The organism is Pantoea sp. Ae19-2 (assembly GCF_059801205.1).
The window spans coordinates 3,626,500-3,650,202 of sequence record NZ_JBCHWE010000001.1 but is presented as its reverse complement, the minus strand read 5'-3'; the positions used below and the strand labels follow the sequence as shown (position 1 = coordinate 3,650,202).

The window sequence follows — 23,703 nt, the reverse complement described above, 5'->3', positions numbered from 1 at the left end:
CATAAGGATATCTGTTTATGCTTGCCACCTTAACTCGTCTGTTTCCTTTGTGGGCAATTCTGTTGTCTGTCGCTGCCTACTATTCACCCACAACCTTTCTTGGCATCGGTCCATGGGTCGCTTATCTGCTGATGCTGATTATGTTTGGCATGGGCGTAACGCTGAATATTGATGATTTTAAACGCGTGCTGACGCGCCCGGCGCCGGTTATTGCCGGCACCTTCTTACACTATCTGGTCATGCCGCTGGCCGCCTGGGCGCTGGCTAAGCTGTTTCATATGCCGCCGGATCTCGCTGCGGGGATGATTCTGGTGGGCAGCGTTGCCAGTGGAACCGCTTCTAACGTAATGATCTATCTGGCTAAAGGCGATGTGGCCCTGTCGGTGACGATCTCGTCGGTGTCAGCATTGGTGGGCGTGTTTGCCACGCCGCTGCTGACGCGCTTTTACGTGGATACGCACATTCAGGTTGATGTCGCTGGGATGCTACTGAGCATCGTGAAGATCGTCGTGATCCCTATCGGGTTAGGCCTGATTATTCATCACACCATGAACAGCGTGGTGCGCCGGATCGAGCCCTATCTACCAGCCTTTTCCATGCTCTGTATTCTGCTGATCATCAGCGCCGTAGTGGCAGGTAGCCAGGGCTTTATTGCCTCAGTCGGTGTCATGGTGATTGCAGCGGTCATCCTGCACAATGCCATTGGTCTGCTGGGAGGCTACTGGGGCGGTAAACTGTTTGGCTTTGATGAGTCCACCTGCCGCACGCTGGCGCTTGAGGTCGGTATGCAAAACTCAGGACTGGCCGCAACGCTGGGCAAACTTTACTTTTCTCCTCTGGCAGCGCTGCCGGGCGCCCTGTTCTCTGTCTGGCATAACCTGTCCGGTTCACTGCTGGCGGGTTACTGGTCGGGTAAACCTGTTGAGAAAAAGAAGTAGTTTTTTGCCTGTACAACCGACATCACGGGGGCCGTATGGCCCCTGTAAATTAATCCCCGTCCCTTTCGTCATCCGGCTGTTCCAGCACCGTGTAGGCCACTGCGCAGAACAGGGAGTTCAGCCGCTTCATATCACCCAGCAGGCCCAGATGGAGTGAGCTGGTTTCAATGCTCTGCACATTCTGCTGGTGCAGGCGATTGACGTGTGAATGGGAATAACGGCGTATTTTCAGGCGGAAACGGTGTTTGGCTCGGCGCAACCGCTTCGCGCTGGTGACGTCGTGCGAGAGGAAAACCGACAGGCTCAGCCGCAGGTTTTCAACCAGCTGTTCGTAGAGTGACTCAAGCTCTTTCATGCCTTCTGGCGAAAAGGTCCGCCGCGCGGCAAGAGACTTATCGGCGACATCGCCGCTCATGCGTTCAATGATATCGCCTGCCATTTCCAGATTTAGCGACATTTCAATCACTTCTCCCCAACGGCGAGAATCCTGCTCTGATAAATCCTCTTTGGGCATGCGCGCCAGATAGAGTTTTATGGCGGTGTAGAGCACATCGACGTCATCATCCAGCCGCCGCACGCGACGTTCCGCGCGTGCTTCTCCACGAACCACTTGCAGAAACGTGTCCAGCATCTGCTCCAGCACGTCGCCCATGCGCAACGCTTCGCGCGCCGCGTTAACCAAAGCCAGTGCCGGTGTATCCAGCGCGCTGCTGTCAAGGTGCCTGGGTTTCAGCGTGGTATCGCTTTCGGCATCGTCAGCAATCAGTCGGCAACACAGACGCGCCATGGCATCGGCGAACGGCACCATCACCACGCAGCGAATCAGGTTGTAGAAAACGTGAAAGAAGATCACCAGCTCTTCGTCGTTCACCGGCAGCTTGTCCAGCCATACCGCAACCGGATCGACAAAGGGCAGAATCAATACGCAGCCAATCAGCTTAAACAGCAGGCTGCCCATCGCGACGCGTTTACCCGCCGCGTTGGAGCCACTGCCGTTGATGACGGCCAGTAAACCACTGCCGAGGTTAGCGCCAATCACCAGGCACAACGCCACCTTAAAGGCGATCACGCCCGTTGCCGTCAGGGTGGCCGTAATCAGCACCGCTGCCAGGCTTGAGTAGCTGATAATCGCAAAGACCGCGCCGATCAAGGCATCCAGCATCACATCACCCGTTAAGCTGGAAAACAGCACCTGTACGCCCGAGGCCTGGGTGATTGGCCTGGCGGCTTCGACAATCAACTGCAGCGCCAGCAGGATAAGCCCCAGACCAATGCTGGTACGTCCAAGCTGTCCTGCGCGGGTTTGTTTGCGGCTGATGAAAAACACTACGCCAAAAAAGATAAACAGTGGTGAAAGCCAGGAGAGATCAAACGTCAGGACGCGCGCCATAATGGCTGTCCCCACGTCAGCACCCAATATCACCACCAATGCTGGTGTCAGGCTCACCAGGTTTTGGGCCACAAATGAGGTCACCAGCAGCGTGGTGGCATTGCTGCTTTGTACCAGCATGGTCACGCCAATGCCGGCCAGGAACGCCATGGGTTTCTTTTCTACACTGCGGCTGAGCACCCGGCGCAAATCGGCACCGTATACGCGCATAATTCCGGAGCGGGTAATGTGCGTACCCCATACCAGAAGCGCAACGGCAGAGAGTAAGTTAAGCAGGGTTAACACGTATAGTGGCTCCTTAACCATCAGGCTTCAGGCGGTTCAGATTGCCAGCCTGATGGAGAACGCAATCTGATCACGTGATTGCCGGACGCTGTGCAATTTTTTTCAGTGTTTTAAACAACCTGCGCAACGTCGACATCTCTAAATGTAGACTACTCTGGCGATCTGCATGGACAAATCCAGCCTGCGCGCACCGCTTCGTTTACCGGGCGAGCCTTTTCAGGCCGATTGGACGGTCAGCGGTAGCGCATCGCACCGGCAGAAACGTTTAGTGGGCGCGGGGCTGGCCGGAGAGGGCTGCGGGTGATACCCGGTTGCTGACCCTGGCAGGTCAGCACAGGAGCGGGTTTAAGACGTTCATGTTCTTAACCCTTCCGCCGCACGGGGAAGGGCGCCAGCTTCAGTATGCTGAGCCCGCCAGCAGGGCATGATGGACTGGCTTATCATGGAGCACATCAAGCAGTGAACACAGGGTGCCACAAAGCTCGGTTTGTTGAGGCGCCAGGCCGGGCCTTAGCGAGAATCCCTCGCCAAACACAAACAGCGGAACGGTCGTTTCTTCTGGCAGCATGCCACCGTGCGACCGGTCGTCGTTCATCCCGTGGTCGGCCGTGACGACGACCTGATAGCCTTCTGCCAGCCAGCCGGGCATCCACTGCGACAGATAGCCATCCGCCATGCGCGCGCGGTTACGGTACTGCGCAGAAGACAGGCCATGCTGATGTCCGGCATGATCGATATTCATCGGATGAATCAGCAGGAAATCCGGGTTGTAACGTAACCGAAGACTCTCGGCATCTTCAAACAGGTGCGAGTCTGGATAGCTGTCATCGACGTAAAAATGACCAAACTGAACAGGCAGGGTCGGGGCCTCAGTGTGGCGATCGCGTGCCGGGACGAAAGGGGTGCGGTTATACAGCTCGCTTATCCAGTGGTAAGCGGCGGCGGCGGTGGTCAGTCCGGCATCGCGCGCATAGTGAAACACACTGCGTTCGCGGCTCATACGGTTAACGTCGTTATGAATGATGCCACTCTGCACCGGCGCAACGCCGGTCAGAATACATTCATACAGCGGACGTGACAGCGAGGGTAGCTCGCAGGTCAGGCTGTAATAATGCCCTCTGTCCTGGGCGCATTCCGCATGCAGGTAACCCATAGCATGTTGAGCAACGTAGTGACTCAGGCCGTCCAAAATCACCAAAATCGTTTTCATGTTTTCTCCTTGCTGCGCCGCTGAATTTGCGCGTCTGAGCCCTCAGGGATCACTGTGAGGTTATCTGACGCGGTGACAGGCTTTGATTTCACGTCTCATTACCGCCTGCGCAGGATCTATTTTGATAGTGTGCGCACACTAACTTATTGCGAGCCGTCTGCTTTCTGGTGACGTCTCGCGTACTGCATCGCGTTTTTTGCGGCCACCTGACTCTGCTCACTGCCAGAGGACAGAAGCCACGCGCCAGCTCAGGGCATTAAACGCCTTCATCCAGAGACGCCGGTAAAAGCATTGTCTGACGCCGTCGTTCGCAAAAGCCGAGCCAATGTAGTCTGCGGATATGAAAAATGGATGACAGGCTTAACAACCCGCGGCACGGCGAAAATCAGCCGCCGTAACGGGCCGATGTGAGCCGCAGCAACACAGCAATAAAAAACCGGCCTGTACAGCTGTGTCATTCCGCCTTTGGGAGACGGAATTCACCCTGCCTGACAGGGAACACGGCACGTCTCAACGTTGTGTCGGAGAGGGCAGCGGATGCGGTAAGCCTGACGGCTATATTGTGATTTAGGTCACACTAAAGCATGATAACGCTAACCGAACTCCATTCGATTCTCGAGGCGTGACATGAGTGATAAAAATCCTGCAGCACAGAAGATTGCGCGCCTGATGCAGTGGGTGCTGAACGCGGGGCTGTTGATCCTGGCCTTCATTTTGATGGTATTTTTGGGCAAGGAGACGGTACATCTGGCCAATGTGCTGTTTAGCACCGGTGAGCAGGCGTCCTCCTACCTGCTAATTGAGGGCATTGTGATTTATTTTCTCTACTTTGAGTTCATTGCACTCATCGTGAAGTACTTTCAGTCGGGCTACCATTTTCCCTTGCGCTATTTTGTCTATATCGGGATTACGGCCATCATCAGGCTGATCATCGTCGACCATAAAAATCCCTTTGATACGCTGTGCTACTCTGCGGCCATCCTGCTGCTGGTGATCACGCTGTGGCTGGCAAACAGTAACCGGCTTAAACGCGAGTAATCACGTTCTCAGCATTCAGGACGGGTGTTCCTCGTATCGCTCTGCGCTAAACTACCTCTCTGAAAATTTTTAGGGGAAAGTGCCATGACGCAAGACCCGCTCCGTTCGTTACGTTCACTTAACTGGCTAGCGCTGGACGATGCCGCATTGACGCAACCGCTTCGTGACTGGCTAATGGAAGAGGATTCCATGACGCGACGTTTTGAACAGCATTGCCAGAAGGTCAGGGTGGAACCTGTACGTGAGGGCTTTATCTCCGCCGATGAACTCGGCGATGAAGGGGCATTACTCCCTGCCGAGCAGCGTTTCTGGCTGCGAGAAGTCATTCTCTACGGGGATGAGGAACCTTGGCTGGCAGGGCGCACGCTGGTGCCAGAAAGTACCCTCAACGGCCCGGAAGCGATGTTACAGCAACTCGGTACGCGCCCGCTGGGGCGTTACCTGTTCTCGTCCTCAACGCTGACCCGCGATTTCATTGAACCTGGCCGCGTTGATGCGCTCTGGGGACGCCGCTCGCGCCTGCGACTGTCAGGGAAACCGCTGCTGTTAACGGAACTGTTTTTACCGGCTTCGCCGCTCTATCGTGATCAAGGTTAAGGGTTTGACCTGTGCAGAACACACAAAACATGACGAAATGGCAGGCTTACAGCCGCCTGATGCGCATTGATAAGCCGATTGGCGCTCTGCTGCTGCTGTGGCCAACATTGTGGGCGCTGTGGTTGGCAAAGATGGCTGTTCCGCCCCTACACATACTGGCGGTGTTTGTCGCCGGGGTATTTGTTATGCGCGCCGCAGGCTGTGTCATCAATGATTATGCCGATCGCAAGGTCGATGGTCATGTCGAGCGCACGAAGCACCGGCCGCTGGCAAGCGGTGCCGTCACCGCGAAAGAGGCCAAATACTTATTTGTGGTGTTAGGACTGATTGCCTTTGCCCTGGTGCTGAGCATGAACCTGATGACCATCATGCTCTCGGTCGTGGGCCTGGCACTGGCCTGGGTCTATCCGTTTATGAAGCGCTATACGCATTTGCCGCAGGTGGTGCTTGGCGCGGCGTTTGGCTGGGCGATTCCCATGGCATGGTCGGCAGTTAGTGAGTCCTTACCTCTTGTCTGCTGGCTGGTATTTCTGGCTAACATTTGCTGGACGGTGGTTTATGACACGCAATATGCCATGGTCGATCGCGATGATGACCTGAAGATTGGCGTTAAATCAACGGCGATACTGTTTGGCCGCTACGACAAATTCATTATTGGTTTGCTGCAGTTGGCGACGCTGGTACTCATGGCGTGGGTAGGGATGATTCTGGATCTGAACGGGGCGTTTTACTGGACACTATTGCTGGCTGGCGGGCTGTTTGTTTATCAGCAAAAGCTGATCGCAGAGCGCGATCGCCAGGCCTGTTTCCGCGCTTTTCTGAACAACAACTACGTAGGACTGGTTCTGTTTCTGGGCGTGCTGATGAATACGCCGCCGTTTTCACAGCTTCTTTAAACGCCATTGACAGGACATCACAGCCAGCTTGTGGATTGGAAAGTGGGTCAAAGCGGGTAGTTGCGCCATGCCAGCACGCGGATAAAAAAGGCGACCTCAATGGTCGCCTTTTTCGTTGTCGCTGACTCGTTAATCGTGCGCGACAGCGCTCTCAATGGTCATGCGTACATCGCTGGTAACCAGCTCAGCCAGGATATGCCAGGTCGCCAGCGTCTGCGCCACGTCTGCATCGCCACTGTCGCTGATATAGCCTTCATCACGCAGTGTGAGCACCAGTGAGGAGAACACCGCTTTATCAAAGAACTCCGGCGCGTTGATGCCGTGCAACACGCTCAGACGCTGCGCCAGGGTACGGCTCTCTTTTTCCAGCGTGCCACGGTTGATGGTGGGCTTGGCACTCAGGATGGAGAAAGTAATGGCGTAGCGCTGCAGCGTCTCACGTACACCTGCGGCCAGCAGCTGAAGCGTACGGTAACGCGCGGTATTGAACGACAGCAGGCCCGCTTCAATGGTAATCAGCCCCTGACGCGTCAGTTCCTGGCACAAATCAGTGAGCAACTGCGGCAGTTGGTCATTGCTCCAGCGCAGGAACAGTTCGCTCTTCAGCATGGGGTAAATCAGACTGACCTGACGCAGCAGTTCGGCTTCGCTCAGATTACGGTGCTGCTGCACAATCGCCGCAATCAGCGCTGGCATTACCAGCATATGATGAATGTTATTACGGTAGTAGGTCATCAGCACGGCCTGCTCGCGCGGCAGAATAATGATGTCACCAATACTGTCTTTCTCACTCTCGAACTTGTTCATGCTAAGGGCATGGTCCAGCAAGGCTTCGGCGGACATGTCTGGCAATGTTGCATCCGGTGAGTAGGGCACATTGCGCAGCAACTGGGTGTAGCACTCCAGTTGCTCAATCAGCTGCTCGCGAGTTAGTGAGCGCTGACGTGAAGCAAGCAGGGCGGTCACGCACAGGTTCATGGCATTCGCCGCGCCGGCTTCATTGATTCGCACCATGATGGTGGCCGCGATATCATTCGCCGTTGGGGTTAACCAACCCGGGCGTTGGGCTTCAATGGGATCGATAGAATCCCGCCATTCAGGAACGCGCTTGTTCAGATAATTTATCAGCGGCAGCGGCTCACCAAAATTCACGTATCCCTGGCCGAGGTTACGCAGCTTGCGCAAGCCGCGCACCATCTGCATAAAGCCTTCTTTCTCTTTAACGGCACCGCGCAGTTCTTTCGCGTAGGTTCCCACTTCCATGACGTGTTCATAGCCGATGTAAATAGGCACTAACGTGATAGGGCGCGTACCGCCGCGCAACATGGCCTGCAGCGTCATGGATAACGTCCCGGTTTTAGGATCCAGCAGTCGGCCAGTACGTGAACGGCCGCCTTCAACGAAGTACTCGACGGAATAGCCGCGGGTAAAAAGCTCGCCCAGATATTCGCGGAAAACGGTGGAGTAGAGCTTGTTGCCCTTAAAGGTACGGCGAATAAAGAAGGCACCCAGACGGCGGAAAATCGGCCCGGCAGGCCAGAAATTCAGGTTAATACCGGCGGCGATGTGCGGCGGTACCAGCCCCTGGTGATACAGCACGTAAGACAGCAGCAGGTAATCCATGTGGCTGCGGTGGCAGGGCACATAAACGATCTCGTGTCCGTCCTGCGCCAACTGACGCACGCGCTCACCGCCGTTCACATTGATACCCTGATAGAGGCGGCTCCAGAGCCAGCCCATTACCCGGTCCGTCACGCGAATGGCTTCATAGGAGAAGTTGGCGGCAATCTCTTCCATCATCTCGATGGCGTTCTGCTGCGCTTTCTCATGGGAAATCTTTTTACTGCGTGCTTCGTCTTCTACCGCTTTTTCAATCGCCTTCGATTGCAGCAGGCGGTTGAACAAATCCTGGCGCGCGGGAAGGCGCGGGCCAACAGCCGCCAGACGCTGACGGGCAAAGTGGATACGGGCAACCCGGGCCAGTTTCTGGGCGATGGATTTATCCGTGCCGTGCTCAGTCGCCATACGACGCAGAGAGACGGTCGGTGAGAAGCGCACAAAACTGTCACGTCCATGCCAGAGCACGGCAAAGAATTTTTGTACGCCGTTAAGCAAGCGCAAATGCGGTGGATTGTCTTCACCCTGCACTTCCCGGCCAGGTGCACGACCAAACATAACTGAAACCGGTAACATCTGAATATCAAGCTCAGGATTACTGCGGTGCAGATCAAGATATTCGTGGAAGATTTTTACCGACTCGACGCTGGGCACGAAATAGGGGAACACGCGCGGACCGTCGTGAATAAAGACATGGCGCGGCAACAGGGCCCCGTCAATCTCCAGTGGTGAGAGCGGATCGGGCAGATCGTGCCGGATGCACTGCGCACGCAAAGTGAGGAGATCGGCCTTTGAATCATAAGGCAGGACATACATAATAGGCCGGGTAGGATCCAGCCCATGTTCGGATACGGGATCGGCCGGAATGGCCTTACTCTTTACCAGAAACGAAAGGGGTAAATTCAGTAATTTATAAAAAAGTATACGCCAACCTGACATAGACAATATGAAGCCTCTTGTTAGCAAAGCGGCGCAAGCTTATCAGAAAGCGCAGCAAAAATCTGTGACAGCGACAATTGTGCGCTGCCCAATATTGACGTCAATCCTTTGAAAAGAGTTCCTTTATTATGACAAATAATGCCACCGGCCTTAACCGTATTGTGAAAGCGGCCGGCTATTCATGGCAAGGTCTGCGTGCTGCCTGGCAGCACGAAGCCGCTTTTCGTCAGGAAGCGGTTGCCGCAGTGGTGGCGATTATCCTGGCCTGCTGGCTGGATGTCGATACTGTTTCGCGCATCCTGATGATTGGTTCTGTCGTGCTGGTGATTATTGTCGAAGTCCTGAACAGCGCGATAGAAGCCGTGGTAGACCGCACAGGCCAAGAGCGTCATCCGCTTGCCGGGCGGGCAAAAGACATGGGATCCGCTGCCGTTTTTATCGCAATATTACTGGCCCTTTTTGTCTGGGGAACGCTGCTTTGGTCGCATTTGCGATAAGCGTTCCATCTCGGCTCAAATAACTGATTTTGACCTGAGTTTTGGTTTCCATTTCACCAATACCTGTATATACTCACAGCGACTGTATAAACAACCAGGGGGCGGGATGAAAGCATTAACCAGCAGGCAGCAACAGGTCTACGACTTGATTCGCGACCACATTAATCAAACAGGCATGCCGCCAACGCGTGCAGAAATTGCTGCACAACTCGGTTTTCGTTCGCCCAATGCGGCCGAAGAACACCTGAAAGCACTGGCGCGTAAAGGCGTGATTGAAATTGTCTCTGGTGCGTCCCGCGGTATCCGTTTGTTAATGGAAGAAGAGCCATCAGAGGGCCTGCCGCTGATCGGTCGTGTTGCCGCCGGTGAGCCATTACTGGCCCAGGAACACATTGAAACGCATTACAAAGTGGATCCCGACATGTTCAAGCCTTCAGCGGATTTCCTGCTGCGCGTAAGCGGTATGTCAATGAAAGACATCGGCATCATGGATGGCGATCTGCTGGCCGTACACAAAACGCAGGACGTGCGCAATGGTCAGGTTGTGGTGGCGCGCATCGATGACGAAGTCACGGTAAAACGCTGGAAAAAGCAGGGTTCTGTGGTGCATCTCTTACCTGAAAACAATGATTTCGAGCCTATCGTTGTTGACACCCGTGCCCAGTCACTGACCGTTGAAGGTCTGGCCGTGGGCATTGTGCGTAACGGTGAGTGGCTGTAAAACCGGTTAAGATTGTCGGCTTTCGTCAATCTTACTATTCCCCTGCTTGTCCTTACTTTTCCGCTGTGGGTTGACCTGAAACCCCGGCGGTTCATCGCACGGATTCACGAATGCGCTTTCTGACGGCTACCGATAAAAAACTGTGGCGGTTAGCGCTGCCCATGATCCTGTCAAATATTACGGTTCCTTTGCTCGGCTTGGTCGATACGGCCGTTATTGGCCATCTCGACAGTCCGATCTATCTGGGCGGCGTCGCCGTAGGCACGACCGTCACCAGCTTTGTCTTCATGTTGCTGCTTTTTCTACGCATGAGCACTACGGGCTTAACGGCACAGGCATTCGGTGCGGGCGATAAGACCGCGCTGGCGCGTGCGCTGACACAGCCACTGATCATCGCCCTGGTGGTCGGCATCCTGTTTATCTTCCTCCGCTATCCCGTCACCGCATTGGCGACCCGCTTTGTCGGTGGGGATCCGTCGGTGCTGGAACAGGCTGCCCTGTTTATTCATATTCGCTGGCTCAGCGCGCCCGCAACGCTGGCTAACCTGGTAATCCTGGGCTGGCTGCTGGGCGTTCAGTATGCCCGGGCACCCGTCATCCTGCTGGTGGTGGGGAATGTCATCAATATCCTGTTAGATCTTTGGTTGGTTCTGGGCCTGCACTGGGGCGTGGCCGGTGCTGCCACCGCCACCGCGCTGGCAGAATACGCGACGTTGCTGGTCGGTATGGCAATGGTGTGGCGCGTATTAAGGCTCCGTGGTATCAGGTTTGATATGCTCGCCCGCAGCTGGCGTGGCGATATTCACCGCCTTCTTCGCCTTAACCGCGATATCTTACTGCGCTCATTGCTCTTGCAGCTCTGCTTTGCCTCGCTGACCGTACTGGGTGCCCGTATTGGCCCGGATGTGGTAGCGGTAAATGCTATCCTTCTGATGTTTATCACTTTTACCGCTTATGCCCTGGACGGCTTTGCCTATGCCGTCGAGGCCTTTGCTGGCGAAGCACACGGGGCAAAAGACGGTAGCCGACTGCAGCAGGTATGGTTGTCTGCCTGTCGCCAGGCCCTGTTAGTGGCGCTGTTTTTCTCGCTGGCCTATGCTTTTTTTGGCTATCAGATCGTGACTTTGCTGACTTCTATTCGTGCACTGCAAGAGGCGGCCGATAGTTTTCTGATTTGGCAGATGGTGTTACCGCTGATCGGCGTCTGGTGCTATCTACTGGATGGCATGTTTATTGGCGCAACGCGGGGCAGAGAAATGCGTAACAGCATGGCAGTGGCTGCGCTGGGTTACTTCCTGACGCTCACGACACTGCCTTGGCTGGGCAACCATGGTTTGTGGCTGGCTATCGCCGTTTTCCTGGCCCTGCGCGGCTTATCCTTGTGGCTGGTCTGGCGTAAGCACTGGCGTAATGGCACCTGGTTCAATGCCTGACCGCTCAGCCGGAATTATGACGCAGGATACATAATATTTTCATTTTTTCCGGCAATCCTGAGATTACCTACTACAATTAACTTTGAATGGCGCTGATGACCAGCGCTTTATATCGTGATTTTGCTTAACTGCAAGATAATGCGAAACCGAAGGATAACGTGGAGGTCTGCAATGAATAAAGACGAAGCGAGTGGTAACTGGAAACAGTTCAAAGGAAAAATGAAAGAGAAATGGGGCAAGCTGACCGATGATGACATGCAAGTCATTGAAGGTAAACGCGATCAGCTGGTCGGTAAAATCCAGGAACGTTACGGCTACGCAAAAGAAGAAGCGGAGAAGGAAGTAACGGCCTGGGAAGGTTCTAACAAAGATTACCGCTGGTAATCACGCTTTTCAGGGACGCTCCTACCCGGGTCGGTACGCTCATGCCGGCCACCGCACAAGGATGTGCAAACTAGCCCCGCTTACCGCGCTTTTTCCCTTCAGTATGATGATCGTGATCACAATGTTCATGCTGTTCACACGCCTCAACTTCAGCACAGTTCTCACATAAGCCATGCGCTTCGATCACGCTATTTCTGAGGACAAAATGGGCTTCCTCAGCCAAAGAGGCGATGATCTGCTCCGCGCCCTGAGCCTGCTTTTCGGTCACGCCAGCACAGCGATCGCACACCAGCATAACCGACGTGTGTGCAGGCGCTTCGAAGTGATGGCACATTACGTAGCTGTTATTTGACTCCACCCGATGAATAAATCCCTGCTCTAGCAGGAAATCCAGCGCGCGATAAACGGTGGGCGGTTTTGCCTGTGGCTCGCTAACCCGCAGCTGATCAAGCAGATCATAGGCACTGATTGAGCCAGGCTGTCCGGCCATCAACCTCAGCACTTCTGCTCGCTGTGTTGTCAGGCGGACACCGCGCTGTAAACACAGCTTCTCAGCCTGGGTCATAATTTGCTCTGGCGTCATGGTTGACATGAAAGTTCTCCGCTGGACAGGTGATGTTATCTTATCACAATAATTATGTTGACGCTGAACCTCGCCAGGAGTCCCTAAGCCTGCCTTTTTGGCCGCTTTTCCCCCCTGTTTTCCCCCGGCAACAACCCGCCTGAGACCAGTGTATTTCAGAATGTTTATAGATATTTTTTACTTTTACTTTACATCTCACTGAGTTAAGCACTAATGTTTAAATGTTCTTAATAAAGTGCTGGCTCAGACCGGATTTGCCTGAAGCTTTTCTGGCGGTAACTGCACATATCGGATCGAAAAATAATCAATCCACGGAATTGCGCCACTATTTACTCTGAATTCACAGCAATAAAGCGTTAGCAATCCTCCACAATGGAGGTAACAAACTATTCAGTCGTTAATGTTTTGACGGCAATATTTCAGGTGATGATAAGCAAATGGCAAAATTAACCGTACCACGTTCCGTTCTGGTTTTTCCTGCAGTGTTCAATGCCCTGGTTTTTTCATCTTCCGCGCTTGCCGCAGGAACCTGGTATGATGCCCGTAACGATGCCATGGGTGGAACAGGCGTGGCGTCCTCGACCTACGGATCAGCCGTTCTGGCCAACCCGGCCTTGATGACCAAAGCGAAACCTGATGACGATGTCAGCATCATTATTCCCAGTGCCGGTGCGCAAATCACCGACAAAGACAAGATGGTCGATAAGATCGATAACATCACTGACACAGTGAATCGCTATCAGGATCTGTTCGAAAATGCATCGGGGTTTGAGCTGTTGCGTCGTATTCCTGAGATACAGGCCGCGTCAGGCGACTTAGCGAATACGCTCCGGGACTTACGCGGTAACAAAGCCAATGCCACAGCGGGCGTGGCGATCGCCGTAACCATCCCTAACGAAACCCTGCCTTTTGCTTTTGTGACTAAGGCTTACGGTACAGCACATGTACGCGCAAACGTGAAAGAGGGTGACATTGTCATACTGCAGGGCGTTGCTGATGGCAGCTTTGCAGGTATTCCTGGCGGTCCCTTTGGGCTGGCTAATATCCAAAACTTGCTGGGTTCCAGTGCCAATGGGCTGGCTGCACTGAATACGGATTATGGTATTGCCGTTGCGCATGAATTCACCATCGCCGGTCAGCCGGTTTCAATTGGCATTACACCCAAGCTGCAAAAAACCTGGCTGTATAACTATTCCGCCAGCGTCTATAACTACGACAAAAACGATTTACGCGATGGCCGCTACCGCAGCACGGAAAGTGGCTTCAACATTGATGCCGGCATGGCGACAGTGTTTGCTGAAAACTGGACGCTGGGCGTGACCGGACAAAACCTGGTTTCCCGCGATCTGGAAACGAAAGAAGTGAACGGCTACCGCGATACTTACGAAATCCGGCCGTTAGTAACCGCGGGTTTAGCCTGGGATAAAGGTCCCGTTACCCTGACAGGCGATGTTGACCTCACTGAAACCCATCGCTTTAAATCGCAGGAAAACAGCCAGTACGCTGGCGTCGGTGCGGAATACCGTGTACTGGACTGGCTGCAGTTACGTGCTGGTTACCGCGCGGACATGCGTTCGACTGATGAAAACGTAGCCACAGCCGGTTTCGGCCTGTCACCATTCAATAATTCTGTGCACCTGGATCTGGCGGGTTCGGTAGGCCAAAACAATACCTGGGGCGCGATGGCTCAGCTCGGATTTAATTTCTAATCTCCGCCATTCACGGGCGGGCGATACCTTGTCGCCCGCCCTTATGCTATCCTTGCGCAGAATATCATCACTGTTAACCACCGGACCGACTGCGCTTCATGACCGATACTTTTTCATCCCAACGTTTCTCCATTGCCCCCATGCTCGACTGGACTGACCGTCACTGTCGCTATTTCCATCGCCAGCTTACGGCTGACACGCTGCTGTATACCGAGATGGTAACAACGGGCGCGATTATTCACGGCAAAGGCGATTATCTGGCATACAGCGAGCAGGAGCACCCGGTCGCATTGCAGTTGGGCGGCAGCGATCCCGCAGCCCTGGCGCAGTGTGCGGCGCTGGCAGAGCAGCGCGGTTACGATGAGGTGAACCTCAATGTCGGTTGCCCGTCAGACCGGGTACAGAATGGTCGTTTTGGCGCCTGCCTGATGGCGGAAGCTGGCTTAGTGGCTGACGGCATCAAAGCGATGCGCGATGTGGTGGATATCCCGGTAACGGTTAAAACGCGCATCGGCATTGACGATCAGGACAGCTATGCTTTCCTTACCGACTTTATCGGCACGGTTGCCGAACGCGGTGGTTGTGACACCTTTATTATCCATGCCCGCAAAGCCTGGCTTTCCGGACTCAGCCCGAAAGAGAACCGTGAGATCCCACCGCTGGATTACCCACGTGTTTACCAGTTAAAACGCGATTTCCCTCAGTTAACGATTGCGATTAACGGCGGCGTTAAAACGCTTGGAGAAGCGAAAACGCATCTTCAGCACCTGGATGGCGTCATGATGGGCCGCGAAGCCTATCAAAACCCCGGTATCCTCGCACAGGTGGATCGTGAATTATTTGGCCGCGACCGTCCTGCTGTCGATCCGGTTGCGGTGGTGCGCGCGATGTATCCTTATATCGAGGCAGAACTGTCGAAAGGCACCTATCTCGGCCATGTCACGCGCCATATGTTGGGCCTGTTCCAGGGCATTCCTGGTGCACGTCAGTGGCGTCGTCATCTTAGTGAAAATGCGCACAAACCTGGCGCTGACGTCCGCGTGCTAGAGGCGGCGCTGGCGTTGGTCGCCGACAAAATTCCTCAGGAAGCCTAGTTCTGCCAAACCAGCCATCAGGCTGGTTTTTTTAACACCATAATTTGGTGAATTTCATCATCTTTGGGCTGGGGCTATTCTGTTATCTTATTTAAAATCAAAAAGTTAACCTTTGGCACGTTTCTTGTAATAAATAATCTATTGATAACGAGGAGCACCAAAATGGACATACTTTTTGTATTGGGTTTTTTCCTGATGCTGTTATTCACCGGCGTGTCCCTGTTAGGCGTCATTGCTGCCCTGATCGTCGCGACGGTGGTGATGTTTATCGGTGGCGTGTTTGCGCTTATCGTACACGTTCTGCCCTGGCTCATACTGGCGGTGGCAGCGGTGTGGCTTTATCGCCGCTTTTTTACTGATGAAGACACACGTCGACGCAACAGGCTCAAACGCCGCTTCAGCCGACTGGAAAGAGATGGCCGGTACTAAATGTGGGCGAGATCACAGGTTAAGAGATTGCCGGTAAGATAATGGCTGCGGACCATACTTTTTACTTATATTTTCTGTCAGGATGGCTCGCGTGATTTCATAATCTGTTCATCGCTTCTGCCCCTACATCAGTGCGAATGAAAAATAAAAGAAGGGCTTCCTGCGGGAAGCCCTTTTTATTTCACGGAATTAACAGGCTCGATCCGTGCGTGGCCCGGCTTTCCAGCACCTGATGTGCCTTACTGGCGTCTTTAAGGGCAAATTGTTGCTGTTCTGGCACATCGACCTTAATCGCACCGCTGGCCAGCAAAGAAAACAGCTCAGCGCTGGCTGTCTCCAGTTCCTGGCGATTGGTGATGTAACCAAACAGGGAGGGCCGGGTAACGAACAACGATCCCTTTTTGTTCAGGATACTGAGATCGATATTGGTCACCGGACCCGAAGCATTACCAAAGCTCACCATCAGCCCCTGACGGCGCAGACAGTCTAGCGAGGCCTCCCAGGTCGCTTTACCCACGGAGTCATATACCACGCCAACCTTTTCGCCTGCGGTCAGTTCCATGACGCGCTGGGCAATATCTTCTTGCTGGTAGTTAATGGTGGCCCAGGCGCCGGCATTTTTTGCCCGCGCCGCTTTTTCTGGAGAGCCGACGGTGCCAATCAGGTGTGCGCCAAGCGCTTTCGCCCACTGGCAGGCAATCAGCCCAACCCCACCGGCCGCCGCATGAAACAGGAATGTTTCATCCGGTTTTACCTTGTAGGTCTGACGAAGCAGATACTGTGTGGTCAGGCCTTTGAGGAAACTGGCGGCTGCCTGCTCAAAGCTAATTGCGTCTGGTAACAGCATCAGACGCTCTTCAGCTACATTGTGGCGTTCACTGTAAGCGCCCAGCGCCGCCTGGCAATATACGACGCGATCGCCGGGCGTAAAGCGCGTAACGGCCGAACCGACGCGGGTGACGACACCGGCCGCCTCGGTGCCCAGCCCCGAGGGAAAATGGCCCGTTGGATACAGGCCGCTGCGCACGTAGGTATCAATATAGTTAATGCCAATCGCGCGATTCTCTACCTGGATTTCATGCTCGGTGGGATCGGCAAGCTCAAAATCGACCCAGTTTAAGACCTCGGGACCGCCGTGTGCGTTGAACTGAATACGCTTTGCCATTCTTACTCCTGTGATTGTTTCATCATGAGGGTGAGGCGCGCCCCTTAACTGAGGTATACTTGCGCGTCCCCACAGAAGATCGGTAATGCATTCACTATGGCAGGAAATAAACCCACCAACAAATCGAACGAAACGCAGGATCGCCAGTTGGAAGGCGTGAAAATGCCCCCGCATTCGCTGGAAGCGGAACAGTCGGTACTGGGTGGGTTAATGCTGGATAACGAGCGCTGGGACAATGTGTCCGAACGCGTCGTAGCTAATGATTTCTTTAATCGCTCGCACCGTCTGATTTTTTCCGAGATGCAGCGCCTGCTGGAAAACAGTAAGCCAATCGATCTGATCACCCTGTCAGAATCGCTCGAAACGCGGGGCGAACTGGAAATGGCAGGCGGTTTCGCCTATCTGGCTGAGCTGGCCAAAAATACGCCCAGTGCTGCGAACATCGGCGCTTATGCCGATATCGTGCGCGAACGCGCCGTGGTGCGCGAAATGATCGCCGTGGCAAACCAGATCGCCGATGCCGGTTACGATCCGCAAGGGCGCAGCAGTGAAGATCTGCTGGATTTTGCTGAGTCGAACGTATTTAAGATTGCAGAGGCGCGGGCCAATAAAGATGACGGCCCAAAGAACATCGAGCAGATTCTTGAAGCGACCGTTTCTCGCATTGAGTCGCTGTATCAGACGCCGCATGATGGTGTCACCGGAGTGGATACCGGCTACCAGGACCTGAATAAGAAAACCGCCGGGCTTCAACGATCAGACCTGATTATTGTGGCTGCCCGTCCGTCTATGGGTAAAACCACCTTTGCCATGAACCTGTGCGAAAATGCCGCGATGTTGCAGGACAAGCCGGTTCTGATTTTCAGTCTGGAAATGCCCAGCGAGCAGATCATGATGCGTATGCTGGCTTCCTTGTCGCGCGTGGATCAAACGCGTATCCGTACCGGCCAGCTCGACGATGAAGACTGGGCGCGAATTTCAGGCACCATGGGCATCCTGCTGGAAAAGAAGAATATGTATATCGATGATTCTTCAGGCCTGACGCCAACCGAAGTGCGTTCACGCGCGCGTCGTATCTACCGTGAGAACGGTGGACTGAGCCTGATTATGATCGACTACCTGCAGCTGATGCGCGTCCCGGCACTTTCAGATAACCGTACGCTGGAAATCGCGGAGATTTCGCGTTCACTCAAAGCGCTGGCAAAAGAGCTGAATGTGCCGGTGGTGGCCTTATCCCAGTTAAACCGCTCTCTGGAGCAGCGCGCAGATAAACGCCCGGTGAACTCCGATCTGCGTGAATCCGGATCGATCGAGCAGGATGCCGACTTGATCATGTTTATCTATCGCGATGAGGTCTACCACGAAAACAGCGATCTTAAAGGGATTGCCGAGATCATCCTGGGTAAGCAGCGTAACGGCCCCATTGGTACCGTTCGCCTCACTTTTAACGGTCAGTGGTCGCGTTTCGATAACTACGCTGGGCCGCAATACGACGACGAGTAATGCTGCTGTGTGCCGACATGCACGATCTGTGCATGTCGGCCCCCGCCGTGCGAAATAGTGTTGGACAAGCCTGCAGATAATCGGGTTATCTGTAGTAAAGCAACACTTTACGCGATGGAAACAGCATGACTCATGTAGACGATTACGATCTTAAAATCCTCACTCTGTTACAATCCAATGGCCGCCTTACTAATCAGGAACTCAGTGATTTAGTGGGTCTTTCTGCATCGCAATGCTCACGCCGCCGTATCAACCTTGAACAGGCAAACCTTATTCTTGGCTATCATGCGCGTTTGTCGCCCGACGCCGTCGGTCTTGGCATGGTTGGGCTAATCGAAGTGCGCCTGATCAACCATACTGCAGACTATGTTGAGAGCTTTCATCAAATGGTGGAACGGGAAGAGGCCATTGTTGATGCTTATAAAACCACCGGCGATGCCGACTATCTGCTTAAAGTCGCGGTAGCTGACTTAGCCTCTCTCAGTGCGTTAATCAGTCAGCTTTTAGCCGGGCACCAGAGCGTTTCCCATGTCAAAACGTCGGTCGTGCTAGGCAGACTGAAAGAGAATGGCCTGATGATGAGTGCGGAACCGGCTGCGCGCCAAAAAAGCGCATGATGTGCCATTTTGGTGCAGATTAAACGCGGTAAATCGCCTGATTTTGCGCTATCTGTGCATAAAATAAGTCGGTGTTGCACGAAAGTCCCCGCCCGGACGGGCGAGAACGGTGATCTTCTGTCAACCTGTTGCCAGCGCAGCCCGGCTGGCGCAGTTATTGCATCAGTGCGTCATTACCCGTACTGAGACAGCATCATGGATAACATTGTACAACCCGCTCATATTCCCCACTCTCGTCTTGAAGATGCGCTTGCAATTCTGCTCGGCACGTTAATGGTGTCGTTCGGCGTGATTATGCTGAAGCAGGCGGGCGCGCTGACCGGCAGCACGGCAGGCCTCGCGTTTTTAATCAGCTACCTGTCGCCGATGTCTTTTGGCAGCGCCTTTTTTCTCATTAACATCCCGTTTTACTGGCTGGCCGTAAAACGGATGGGCTGGGAATTTACCCTGAAAACCTTCAGCGCCGTCGGGCTGGTGTCGCTTTTTACCCACCTGCACCCGCTGTTTATGCATTTTTCCGCGCTGAATCCTTTTTATGCGGCATTGTTCGGTAACGTCATCATGGGGATTGGGTTTATAGTGTTGTTTCGTCACAAAGCCAGCCTGGGTGGAATCAATATTCTGGCGCTGTGGTTACAGGATCGTTTCGATATCCGCGCCGGTAAACTGCAAATGGCGGTAGATACCTGCGTCGTGCTGGCGTCACTTTTTGTCGTCAGCCTGCCTATGTTGCTTGCTTCTGTAGCCGGTGCGGTGGTCCTTAATGTGATTATCGCAATGAACCATCGCCCCGGGCGGTACAGGGTTTAGTGGCCCCTTTTATTTCTAGACCAACCATGGAGATCTGCACCGTGTTCCAAAACGTTGATGCCTATGCTGGCGACCCTATTTTGTCGCTGATGGAAGCCTTTAAACAGGACCCGCGCGAGCATAAAGTGAACCTGAGTATTGGGCTTTATTACAACGAGCAAGGCATCATTCCTCAGCTACAGGCCGTGGCCGATGCTGAGGAACAGTTGCGTGCCGAGCCGCAGCAGGCGTCGCTTTATCTGCCAATGGAAGGATTGAGTACCTACCGCAACGCGATTGCCCCGTTGTTATTTGGTGCCGATCATCCGGTGCTAAAAGCGGGCCATGTGGCATCCATCCAGACATTAGGCGGTTCGGGCGCGCTGAAAGTTGGCGCGGATTTCCTCAAGCGCTATTTTCCGCAGTCAAACGTCTGGGTCAGCGATCCGACCTGGGAGAACCATGTTGCCATTTTTAGCGGTGCCGGTTTTGAGGTGAAGACCTATCCCTGGTACGATCCTGAAACTAACGGTGTCTGTTTCGATGCCTTCCTCAACACGCTGAAAACCTTACCAAAGCAGAGCATCGTGCTGTTGCATCCGTGCTGCCACAACCCAACCGGCGCCGACCTGACCAATGCTCAGTGGGACGAAACCGTCGCGGTGTTGAAAGCGCAGGAACTGATCCCGTTTCTCGATATCGCCTATCAGGGCTTCGGTGCCGGAATGGAAGAGGATGCTTACGCGATGCGTGCGGTTGCCGCCGCGGGCCTGCCTGCGCTGGTCAGCAACTCCTTCTCGAAAATTTTCTCGCTCTACGGCGAACGCGTCGGTGGGTTGTCCATCGTGTGCGACAGCGCTGAAGAGTCCAGCCGTGTTCTGGGTCAGTTAAAAGCGACCGTGCGTCGCAACTACTCCAGCCCGCCGAATTTTGGTGCGCAGGTTGTGGCACGTGTCCTGAACGACGCGGCTTTAAAGGCAAACTGGCTGGCAGAAGTGGAAGCGATGCGCCTGCGTATTATCGATATGCGTCAGGCGCTGGTAGAGGTGCTGAGCACGGCATTACCGGGCAAGCGCTTCGACTACCTGTTAAAGCAACGCGGCATGTTCAGCTACACCGGCCTGAGCGCGCAGCAGGTGAATCGTCTGCGCGAAGAGTTTGGTGTTTATCTGGTCGGCAGCGGTCGTATGTGCGTGGCTGGCCTCAACAGTAAAAACGTTCACCAGGTTGCAGAAGCGTTCGCCGCGGTCATGTAATTTACGGCCGTCACAGGTTCTGGCCGCCAGCATTGTCTGGCGGCTTTTTTATTTTCAGGCTTCGGGTTTACCTTTGCGCCACATTCTGCACACTTAAATGGTCTGACAGATTCAGGGAAAAAATTATGTGGCATCAACAAACGTTGGTCTTAAGCGCGAAATCTCGTGGTTTTCATCTGATCACGGACGAAATCGTGCAGCAGTTGACGGGATTACGTGATATCAGAACGGGACTGGTGCATTTGCTGTTGCAACATACTTCAGCCTCACTGACGTTGAATGAAAACTGCGATCCTACGGTTCGACGTGATATGGAGCAGCATTTCATGCGCCACGTCCCGGAAGACGCACCTTATCAGCATGACTATGAAGGTCGTGACGATATGCCCGCGCACATTAAATCGTCCAGTCTCGGCGTATCGCTGACATTGCCCGTGCAGCGCGGTCAGCTGGTATTAGGCACCTGGCAGGGGATTTGGTTGGGTGAGCATCGCATTCACGGCGGTGCCCGGCGTATCGTTGCCACCTTACAAGGGGAATGATAATGAATAATTCGGAGTTACTGACCTATTGCATGAACAAACCTGGCGCCGAACAGAGCGTACATAGCGACTGGAAGGCCACGCAGATCAAAAGCAACGGCGTACTGTTTGCCATGGTTCACGAGGTAAAAGGGCGTCCAGCGGTATCGTTAAAGTCGACGCCTGCGCTGGCCGAGCTGATGCGGGAAGAGCACAGCGATGTGTTCCCCAGTGAACACCTGAATAAATCCCACTGGAATACGCTGTTTCTGGATGGCACGTTAAAAGATTCGCAAATCTATTATCTGGTGGACGCCTCTTTTCAGCAGGCTGATGCCGGACGATAACGGCCCTTTCCCGAGGCGGGAAAGGGCAAACGGCAGGGTTATGCCGCTGATTCATCACGCAGCGTATTGATATCAATAACAAAGCGGTATTTTACGTCGCTTTTCAGCATACGTTCGTAGGCGTCGTTAATCTGATTCATCGCAATCAGCTCGATATCTGAGGTAATGCCATGCTTGCCACAGAAATCCAGCATTTCCTGGGTTTCTGCAATGCCGCCAATCAGTGAACCGGCAATACTGCGGCGTTTAAAGATCAGATTGAAAACCTGTGGTGCCGGGTGGTCGTGCTCAGGTGCGCCAACCAGGGTCATATTCCCGTCGCGCTTCAGCAGGGTGATAAACGGGTTGAGGTCGTGCTGGGCGGCGACGGTATTCAGGATAAAATCAAAGCTGTTAGCATGCTGAGCCATCTGGTCGGCATCTTTTGAGATCACCACTTCGTCCGCGCCCAGGCGTTTACCGTCTTCGATTTTAGACGGAGAGGTGGTGAACAGCACGACATGCGCGCCCATAGCATGCGCAATTTTCACGCCCATATGACCTAGGCCGCCCAGACCGACGATGCCAACTTTTTTACCGGGGCCTACGTTCCAGTGGCGCAGCGGCGAATAGGTCGTAATGCCGGCACACAGCAGCGGTGCCACGCCTGCCAGTTCAAGATTTGCAGGAATACGCAGTACAAAGTCTTCATCCACCACCATTGAGGTGGAGTAGCCGCCATAGGTAATGGCCCCTGTTAAGCGATCTTCACCGTTGTAGGTGCCGACAAAGCCATTTTCACAATACTGCTCCAGCCCTTCCTGACAGCTCGGACAGCTACGGCAGGAATCCACCAGACAGCCGACGCCGACCAAATCGCCCACTTTGTATTTTTGGGTCTCAGGGCCAACAGCGGTAACGCGACCGACAATCTCGTGTCCCGGTACCACTGGGAAAATTGTGTTTTTCCACTCATTGCGTGCCTGATGCAAGTCAGAGTGACAAACGCCACAGAACAGCACTTCAAGCTGTACGTCATGAGCACGAAGCTCACGCGGTTTGAAATCAAACGGTGCCAGTTTGGATTTTGCATCCTGAGCAGCATACGCATGGGTAATGTTCATGGTGTCTCCAGTTAAGGTGTGTCGTGATTTTTTGATCAACGCCGCAGCGTAAAGCGCGCAGCAAGAAGGTGACGCCAGGGGCGTACCAAAGAGGAACGGATTAAGGATAGTCAGGGGATTGAAAAGCGTATATGCCTATACGTGTCTGAATCTTGCCTGATCCTGCATTTCTCAGGGTAAACAGAACAGCGATCAAAAAAATCCTGCCAGAGGCGTGCTGCTTGTCAGTCACGCCTCCGCTCAAAGGTGGCCTGAAAAACGGCTGTGCCATTACTCAGCGCTACCGCCGATGGCGATGTGCCATCGGCCTTCTCCTGATTTACGCCTGCCTGGCCGGAAGATCACAACATCAGTCCGTAAAAAATGGCCAACGGTATGAACGTCGCTGCCGGGGCGTTCAGTAAGGTCGTGTTGGAAACAGAGGATGAGGTCATCCCTTGCCATCCCCGGCGTTCTCAACGGCCGGACACACGAGCAGGATAGTTCACTGGTGTCTGTTATTGCGTTCGTTCATCTGGACCACTAAGGCTGCTTATCGTCCTCGGGAAGGTTCTGTTGCCGTAAGCCGGAATGTTGTCGGACAGGCGATTGAAGAAGAGCCGGCAGGTCAAATCGCGTCAAAAAACATTACGTAAAGTATGG

The 23,703-nt window shown here is 53.9% G+C and carries 24 protein-coding genes; 18 read left to right on the top strand and 6 right to left on the bottom strand.

Annotation, left to right across the window (positions count from 1 at the left end; genetic code table 11):
* Positions 1 to 17 precede the first annotated feature (17 nt).
* A complete protein-coding gene (gene panS, locus AAIE03_RS16790) occupies positions 18 to 938 on the top strand; it encodes a ketopantoate/pantoate/pantothenate transporter PanS (RefSeq protein WP_013024148.1) in 921 nt (306 codons plus the stop codon).
* Positions 939 to 987: 49 nt separating this feature from the next.
* Here panS and AAIE03_RS16785 read toward each other — a convergent pair whose 3' ends face one another.
* Complete coding sequence (locus tag AAIE03_RS16785; protein ID WP_014606950.1) at positions 988 to 2,613, bottom strand: Na/Pi cotransporter family protein; 1,626 nt, start codon at positions 2,611 to 2,613, stop codon at positions 988 to 990.
* A 166-nt stretch (positions 2,614 to 2,779) separates the two neighbouring features.
* On the opposite strand from AAIE03_RS16785, the gene AAIE03_RS16780 reads away from it, so the two are divergent.
* Positions 2,780 to 2,917, top strand: a complete 138-nt coding sequence (locus AAIE03_RS16780) for a hypothetical protein (RefSeq protein WP_498563093.1) — start codon at positions 2,780 to 2,782, stop codon at positions 2,915 to 2,917.
* 93 nt (positions 2,918 to 3,010) lie between these two features.
* On the opposite strand, the gene AAIE03_RS16775 is transcribed toward AAIE03_RS16780, so the two are convergent.
* Entirely contained in the window at positions 3,011 to 3,823 is an 813-nt protein-coding gene (locus AAIE03_RS16775) for an alkaline phosphatase family protein (protein WP_014606949.1), read from the bottom strand.
* Positions 3,824 to 4,450: 627 nt separating this feature from the next.
* Here AAIE03_RS16775 and psiE point away from each other — a divergent pair.
* The 3 genes from psiE to ubiA all read left to right on the top strand — a co-directional run bounded on the left by psiE (position 4,451) and on the right by ubiA (position 6,354).
* Positions 4,451 to 4,861: a phosphate-starvation-inducible protein PsiE gene (gene psiE / locus AAIE03_RS16770; protein WP_013024151.1), complete on the top strand. Its 411-nt coding sequence runs from the start codon at positions 4,451 to 4,453 to the stop codon at positions 4,859 to 4,861.
* An 84-nt stretch (positions 4,862 to 4,945) separates the two neighbouring features.
* On the top strand, positions 4,946 to 5,458 hold the full coding sequence (gene ubiC / locus AAIE03_RS16765; RefSeq protein WP_072136291.1) for a chorismate lyase: 513 nt from the start codon (positions 4,946 to 4,948) through the stop codon (positions 5,456 to 5,458).
* Positions 5,459 to 5,469: 11 nt separating this feature from the next.
* Positions 5,470 to 6,354 carry a 4-hydroxybenzoate octaprenyltransferase gene (ubiA, locus tag AAIE03_RS16760; protein ID WP_498563092.1) on the top strand — a complete coding sequence of 295 codons (885 nt, stop codon included), beginning with the start codon at positions 5,470 to 5,472 and terminating at the stop codon, positions 6,352 to 6,354.
* Positions 6,355 to 6,483: 129 nt separating this feature from the next.
* Here ubiA and plsB read toward each other — a convergent pair whose 3' ends face one another.
* Entirely contained in the window at positions 6,484 to 8,910 is a 2,427-nt protein-coding gene (gene plsB, locus AAIE03_RS16755; RefSeq protein ID WP_014595060.1) for a glycerol-3-phosphate 1-O-acyltransferase PlsB, read from the bottom strand.
* A gap of 128 nt (positions 8,911 to 9,038) precedes the next feature.
* Between plsB and AAIE03_RS16750 the strand changes: the two genes are divergently transcribed.
* The 4 genes from AAIE03_RS16750 (at position 9,039) to AAIE03_RS16735 (ending at position 11,945) form a co-directional block, all read left to right on the top strand.
* Positions 9,039 to 9,407 carry a diacylglycerol kinase gene (locus AAIE03_RS16750; RefSeq protein WP_013024155.1) on the top strand — a complete coding sequence of 123 codons (369 nt, stop codon included), beginning with the start codon at positions 9,039 to 9,041 and terminating at the stop codon, positions 9,405 to 9,407.
* Between the two features lie 106 nt (positions 9,408 to 9,513).
* Entirely contained in the window at positions 9,514 to 10,128 is a 615-nt protein-coding gene (gene lexA, locus AAIE03_RS16745) for a transcriptional repressor LexA (protein WP_014595061.1), read from the top strand.
* A 110-nt stretch (positions 10,129 to 10,238) separates the two neighbouring features.
* Positions 10,239 to 11,561, top strand: coding sequence for an MATE family efflux transporter DinF (dinF, locus tag AAIE03_RS16740; protein ID WP_013024157.1), 1,323 nt, complete (start codon positions 10,239 to 10,241; stop codon positions 11,559 to 11,561).
* Positions 11,562 to 11,732: 171 nt separating this feature from the next.
* Positions 11,733 to 11,945, top strand: coding sequence for a CsbD family protein (locus tag AAIE03_RS16735; protein WP_014606944.1), 213 nt, complete (start codon positions 11,733 to 11,735; stop codon positions 11,943 to 11,945).
* Between the two features lie 70 nt (positions 11,946 to 12,015).
* On the opposite strand, the gene zur is transcribed toward AAIE03_RS16735, so the two are convergent.
* Positions 12,016 to 12,537 (bottom strand): zinc uptake transcriptional repressor Zur, encoded by a 522-nt coding sequence (zur, locus tag AAIE03_RS16730; protein ID WP_072136294.1) that lies wholly within the window; start codon positions 12,535 to 12,537, stop codon positions 12,016 to 12,018.
* Between the two features lie 428 nt (positions 12,538 to 12,965).
* Here zur and AAIE03_RS16725 point away from each other — a divergent pair, with 428 nt between their 5' ends.
* The 3 genes from AAIE03_RS16725 to pspG all read left to right on the top strand — a co-directional run bounded on the left by AAIE03_RS16725 (position 12,966) and on the right by pspG (position 15,760).
* On the top strand, positions 12,966 to 14,237 hold the full coding sequence (locus tag AAIE03_RS16725; protein ID WP_013024160.1) for a conjugal transfer protein TraF: 1,272 nt from the start codon (positions 12,966 to 12,968) through the stop codon (positions 14,235 to 14,237).
* A gap of 98 nt (positions 14,238 to 14,335) precedes the next feature.
* Complete coding sequence (gene dusA / locus AAIE03_RS16720) at positions 14,336 to 15,331, top strand: tRNA dihydrouridine(20/20a) synthase DusA (protein ID WP_014595062.1); 996 nt, start codon at positions 14,336 to 14,338, stop codon at positions 15,329 to 15,331.
* A 162-nt stretch (positions 15,332 to 15,493) separates the two neighbouring features.
* Positions 15,494 to 15,760, top strand: coding sequence for an envelope stress response protein PspG (gene pspG, locus AAIE03_RS16715; RefSeq protein ID WP_014606942.1), 267 nt, complete (start codon positions 15,494 to 15,496; stop codon positions 15,758 to 15,760).
* A gap of 181 nt (positions 15,761 to 15,941) precedes the next feature.
* Here the strand turns inward: pspG and AAIE03_RS16710 are convergent, their stop codons facing one another.
* Positions 15,942 to 16,925 (bottom strand): quinone oxidoreductase, encoded by a 984-nt coding sequence (locus tag AAIE03_RS16710; protein ID WP_014606941.1) that lies wholly within the window; start codon positions 16,923 to 16,925, stop codon positions 15,942 to 15,944.
* Positions 16,926 to 17,021: 96 nt separating this feature from the next.
* Here AAIE03_RS16710 and dnaB point away from each other — a divergent pair, with 96 nt between their 5' ends.
* The 6 genes from dnaB (at position 17,022) to AAIE03_RS16680 (ending at position 21,958) form a co-directional block, all read left to right on the top strand.
* Positions 17,022 to 18,428, top strand: coding sequence for a replicative DNA helicase (gene dnaB / locus AAIE03_RS16705; protein ID WP_013024164.1), 1,407 nt, complete (start codon positions 17,022 to 17,024; stop codon positions 18,426 to 18,428).
* Between the two features lie 125 nt (positions 18,429 to 18,553).
* Positions 18,554 to 19,045: an Lrp/AsnC family transcriptional regulator gene (locus tag AAIE03_RS16700; RefSeq protein ID WP_013024165.1), complete on the top strand. Its 492-nt coding sequence runs from the start codon at positions 18,554 to 18,556 to the stop codon at positions 19,043 to 19,045.
* Positions 19,046 to 19,240: 195 nt separating this feature from the next.
* A complete protein-coding gene (locus AAIE03_RS16695; RefSeq protein ID WP_013024166.1) occupies positions 19,241 to 19,855 on the top strand; it encodes a YitT family protein in 615 nt (204 codons plus the stop codon).
* A gap of 41 nt (positions 19,856 to 19,896) precedes the next feature.
* Positions 19,897 to 21,090 carry an amino acid aminotransferase gene (locus AAIE03_RS16690; RefSeq protein WP_455943912.1) on the top strand — a complete coding sequence of 398 codons (1,194 nt, stop codon included), beginning with the start codon at positions 19,897 to 19,899 and terminating at the stop codon, positions 21,088 to 21,090.
* A 125-nt stretch (positions 21,091 to 21,215) separates the two neighbouring features.
* Positions 21,216 to 21,632 (top strand): secondary thiamine-phosphate synthase enzyme YjbQ, encoded by a 417-nt coding sequence (locus AAIE03_RS16685; protein ID WP_014606939.1) that lies wholly within the window; start codon positions 21,216 to 21,218, stop codon positions 21,630 to 21,632.
* Positions 21,633 to 21,634: 2 nt separating this feature from the next.
* The gene (locus tag AAIE03_RS16680) at positions 21,635 to 21,958 is read left to right on the top strand and encodes an MmcQ/YjbR family DNA-binding protein (protein WP_014606938.1); all 324 of its coding nucleotides are present in this window, start codon (positions 21,635 to 21,637) and stop codon (positions 21,956 to 21,958) included.
* Positions 21,959 to 21,996: 38 nt separating this feature from the next.
* On the opposite strand, the gene AAIE03_RS16675 is transcribed toward AAIE03_RS16680, so the two are convergent.
* The gene (locus tag AAIE03_RS16675; protein ID WP_019105658.1) at positions 21,997 to 23,061 is read right to left on the bottom strand and encodes an NAD(P)-dependent alcohol dehydrogenase; all 1,065 of its coding nucleotides are present in this window, start codon (positions 23,059 to 23,061) and stop codon (positions 21,997 to 21,999) included.
* Positions 23,062 to 23,703 lie beyond the last annotated feature (642 nt).

Bases quoted from the DNA above. Each gene is read 5' to 3' on its own strand.
- panS (WP_013024148.1), top strand. From the start codon at position 18: ATGCTTGCCACCTTAACTCGTCTGTTTCCTTTGTGGGCAATTCTGTTG.
- AAIE03_RS16780 (WP_498563093.1), top strand. From the start codon at position 2,780: ATGGACAAATCCAGCCTGCGCGCACCGCTTCGTTTACCGGGCGAGCCT.
- AAIE03_RS16775 (WP_014606949.1), bottom strand. From the start codon at position 3,823: ATGAAAACGATTTTGGTGATTTTGGACGGCCTGAGTCACTACGTTGCT.
- psiE (WP_013024151.1), top strand. From the start codon at position 4,451: ATGAGTGATAAAAATCCTGCAGCACAGAAGATTGCGCGCCTGATGCAG.
- ubiC (WP_072136291.1), top strand. From the start codon at position 4,946: ATGACGCAAGACCCGCTCCGTTCGTTACGTTCACTTAACTGGCTAGCG.
- plsB (WP_014595060.1), bottom strand. From the start codon at position 8,910: ATGTCAGGTTGGCGTATACTTTTTTATAAATTACTGAATTTACCCCTT.
- AAIE03_RS16750 (WP_013024155.1), top strand. From the start codon at position 9,039: ATGACAAATAATGCCACCGGCCTTAACCGTATTGTGAAAGCGGCCGGC.
- lexA (WP_014595061.1), top strand. From the start codon at position 9,514: ATGAAAGCATTAACCAGCAGGCAGCAACAGGTCTACGACTTGATTCGC.
- dinF (WP_013024157.1), top strand. From the start codon at position 10,239: ATGCGCTTTCTGACGGCTACCGATAAAAAACTGTGGCGGTTAGCGCTG.
- AAIE03_RS16735 (WP_014606944.1), top strand. From the start codon at position 11,733: ATGAATAAAGACGAAGCGAGTGGTAACTGGAAACAGTTCAAAGGAAAA.
- zur (WP_072136294.1), bottom strand. From the start codon at position 12,537: ATGTCAACCATGACGCCAGAGCAAATTATGACCCAGGCTGAGAAGCTG.
- AAIE03_RS16725 (WP_013024160.1), top strand. From the start codon at position 12,966: ATGGCAAAATTAACCGTACCACGTTCCGTTCTGGTTTTTCCTGCAGTG.
- dusA (WP_014595062.1), top strand. From the start codon at position 14,336: ATGACCGATACTTTTTCATCCCAACGTTTCTCCATTGCCCCCATGCTC.
- pspG (WP_014606942.1), top strand. From the start codon at position 15,494: ATGGACATACTTTTTGTATTGGGTTTTTTCCTGATGCTGTTATTCACC.
- AAIE03_RS16710 (WP_014606941.1), bottom strand. From the start codon at position 16,925: ATGGCAAAGCGTATTCAGTTCAACGCACACGGCGGTCCCGAGGTCTTA.
- dnaB (WP_013024164.1), top strand. From the start codon at position 17,022: ATGGCAGGAAATAAACCCACCAACAAATCGAACGAAACGCAGGATCGC.
- AAIE03_RS16700 (WP_013024165.1), top strand. From the start codon at position 18,554: ATGACTCATGTAGACGATTACGATCTTAAAATCCTCACTCTGTTACAA.
- AAIE03_RS16695 (WP_013024166.1), top strand. From the start codon at position 19,241: ATGGATAACATTGTACAACCCGCTCATATTCCCCACTCTCGTCTTGAA.
- AAIE03_RS16685 (WP_014606939.1), top strand. From the start codon at position 21,216: ATGTGGCATCAACAAACGTTGGTCTTAAGCGCGAAATCTCGTGGTTTT.
- AAIE03_RS16680 (WP_014606938.1), top strand. From the start codon at position 21,635: ATGAATAATTCGGAGTTACTGACCTATTGCATGAACAAACCTGGCGCC.
- AAIE03_RS16675 (WP_019105658.1), bottom strand. From the start codon at position 23,061: ATGAACATTACCCATGCGTATGCTGCTCAGGATGCAAAATCCAAACTG.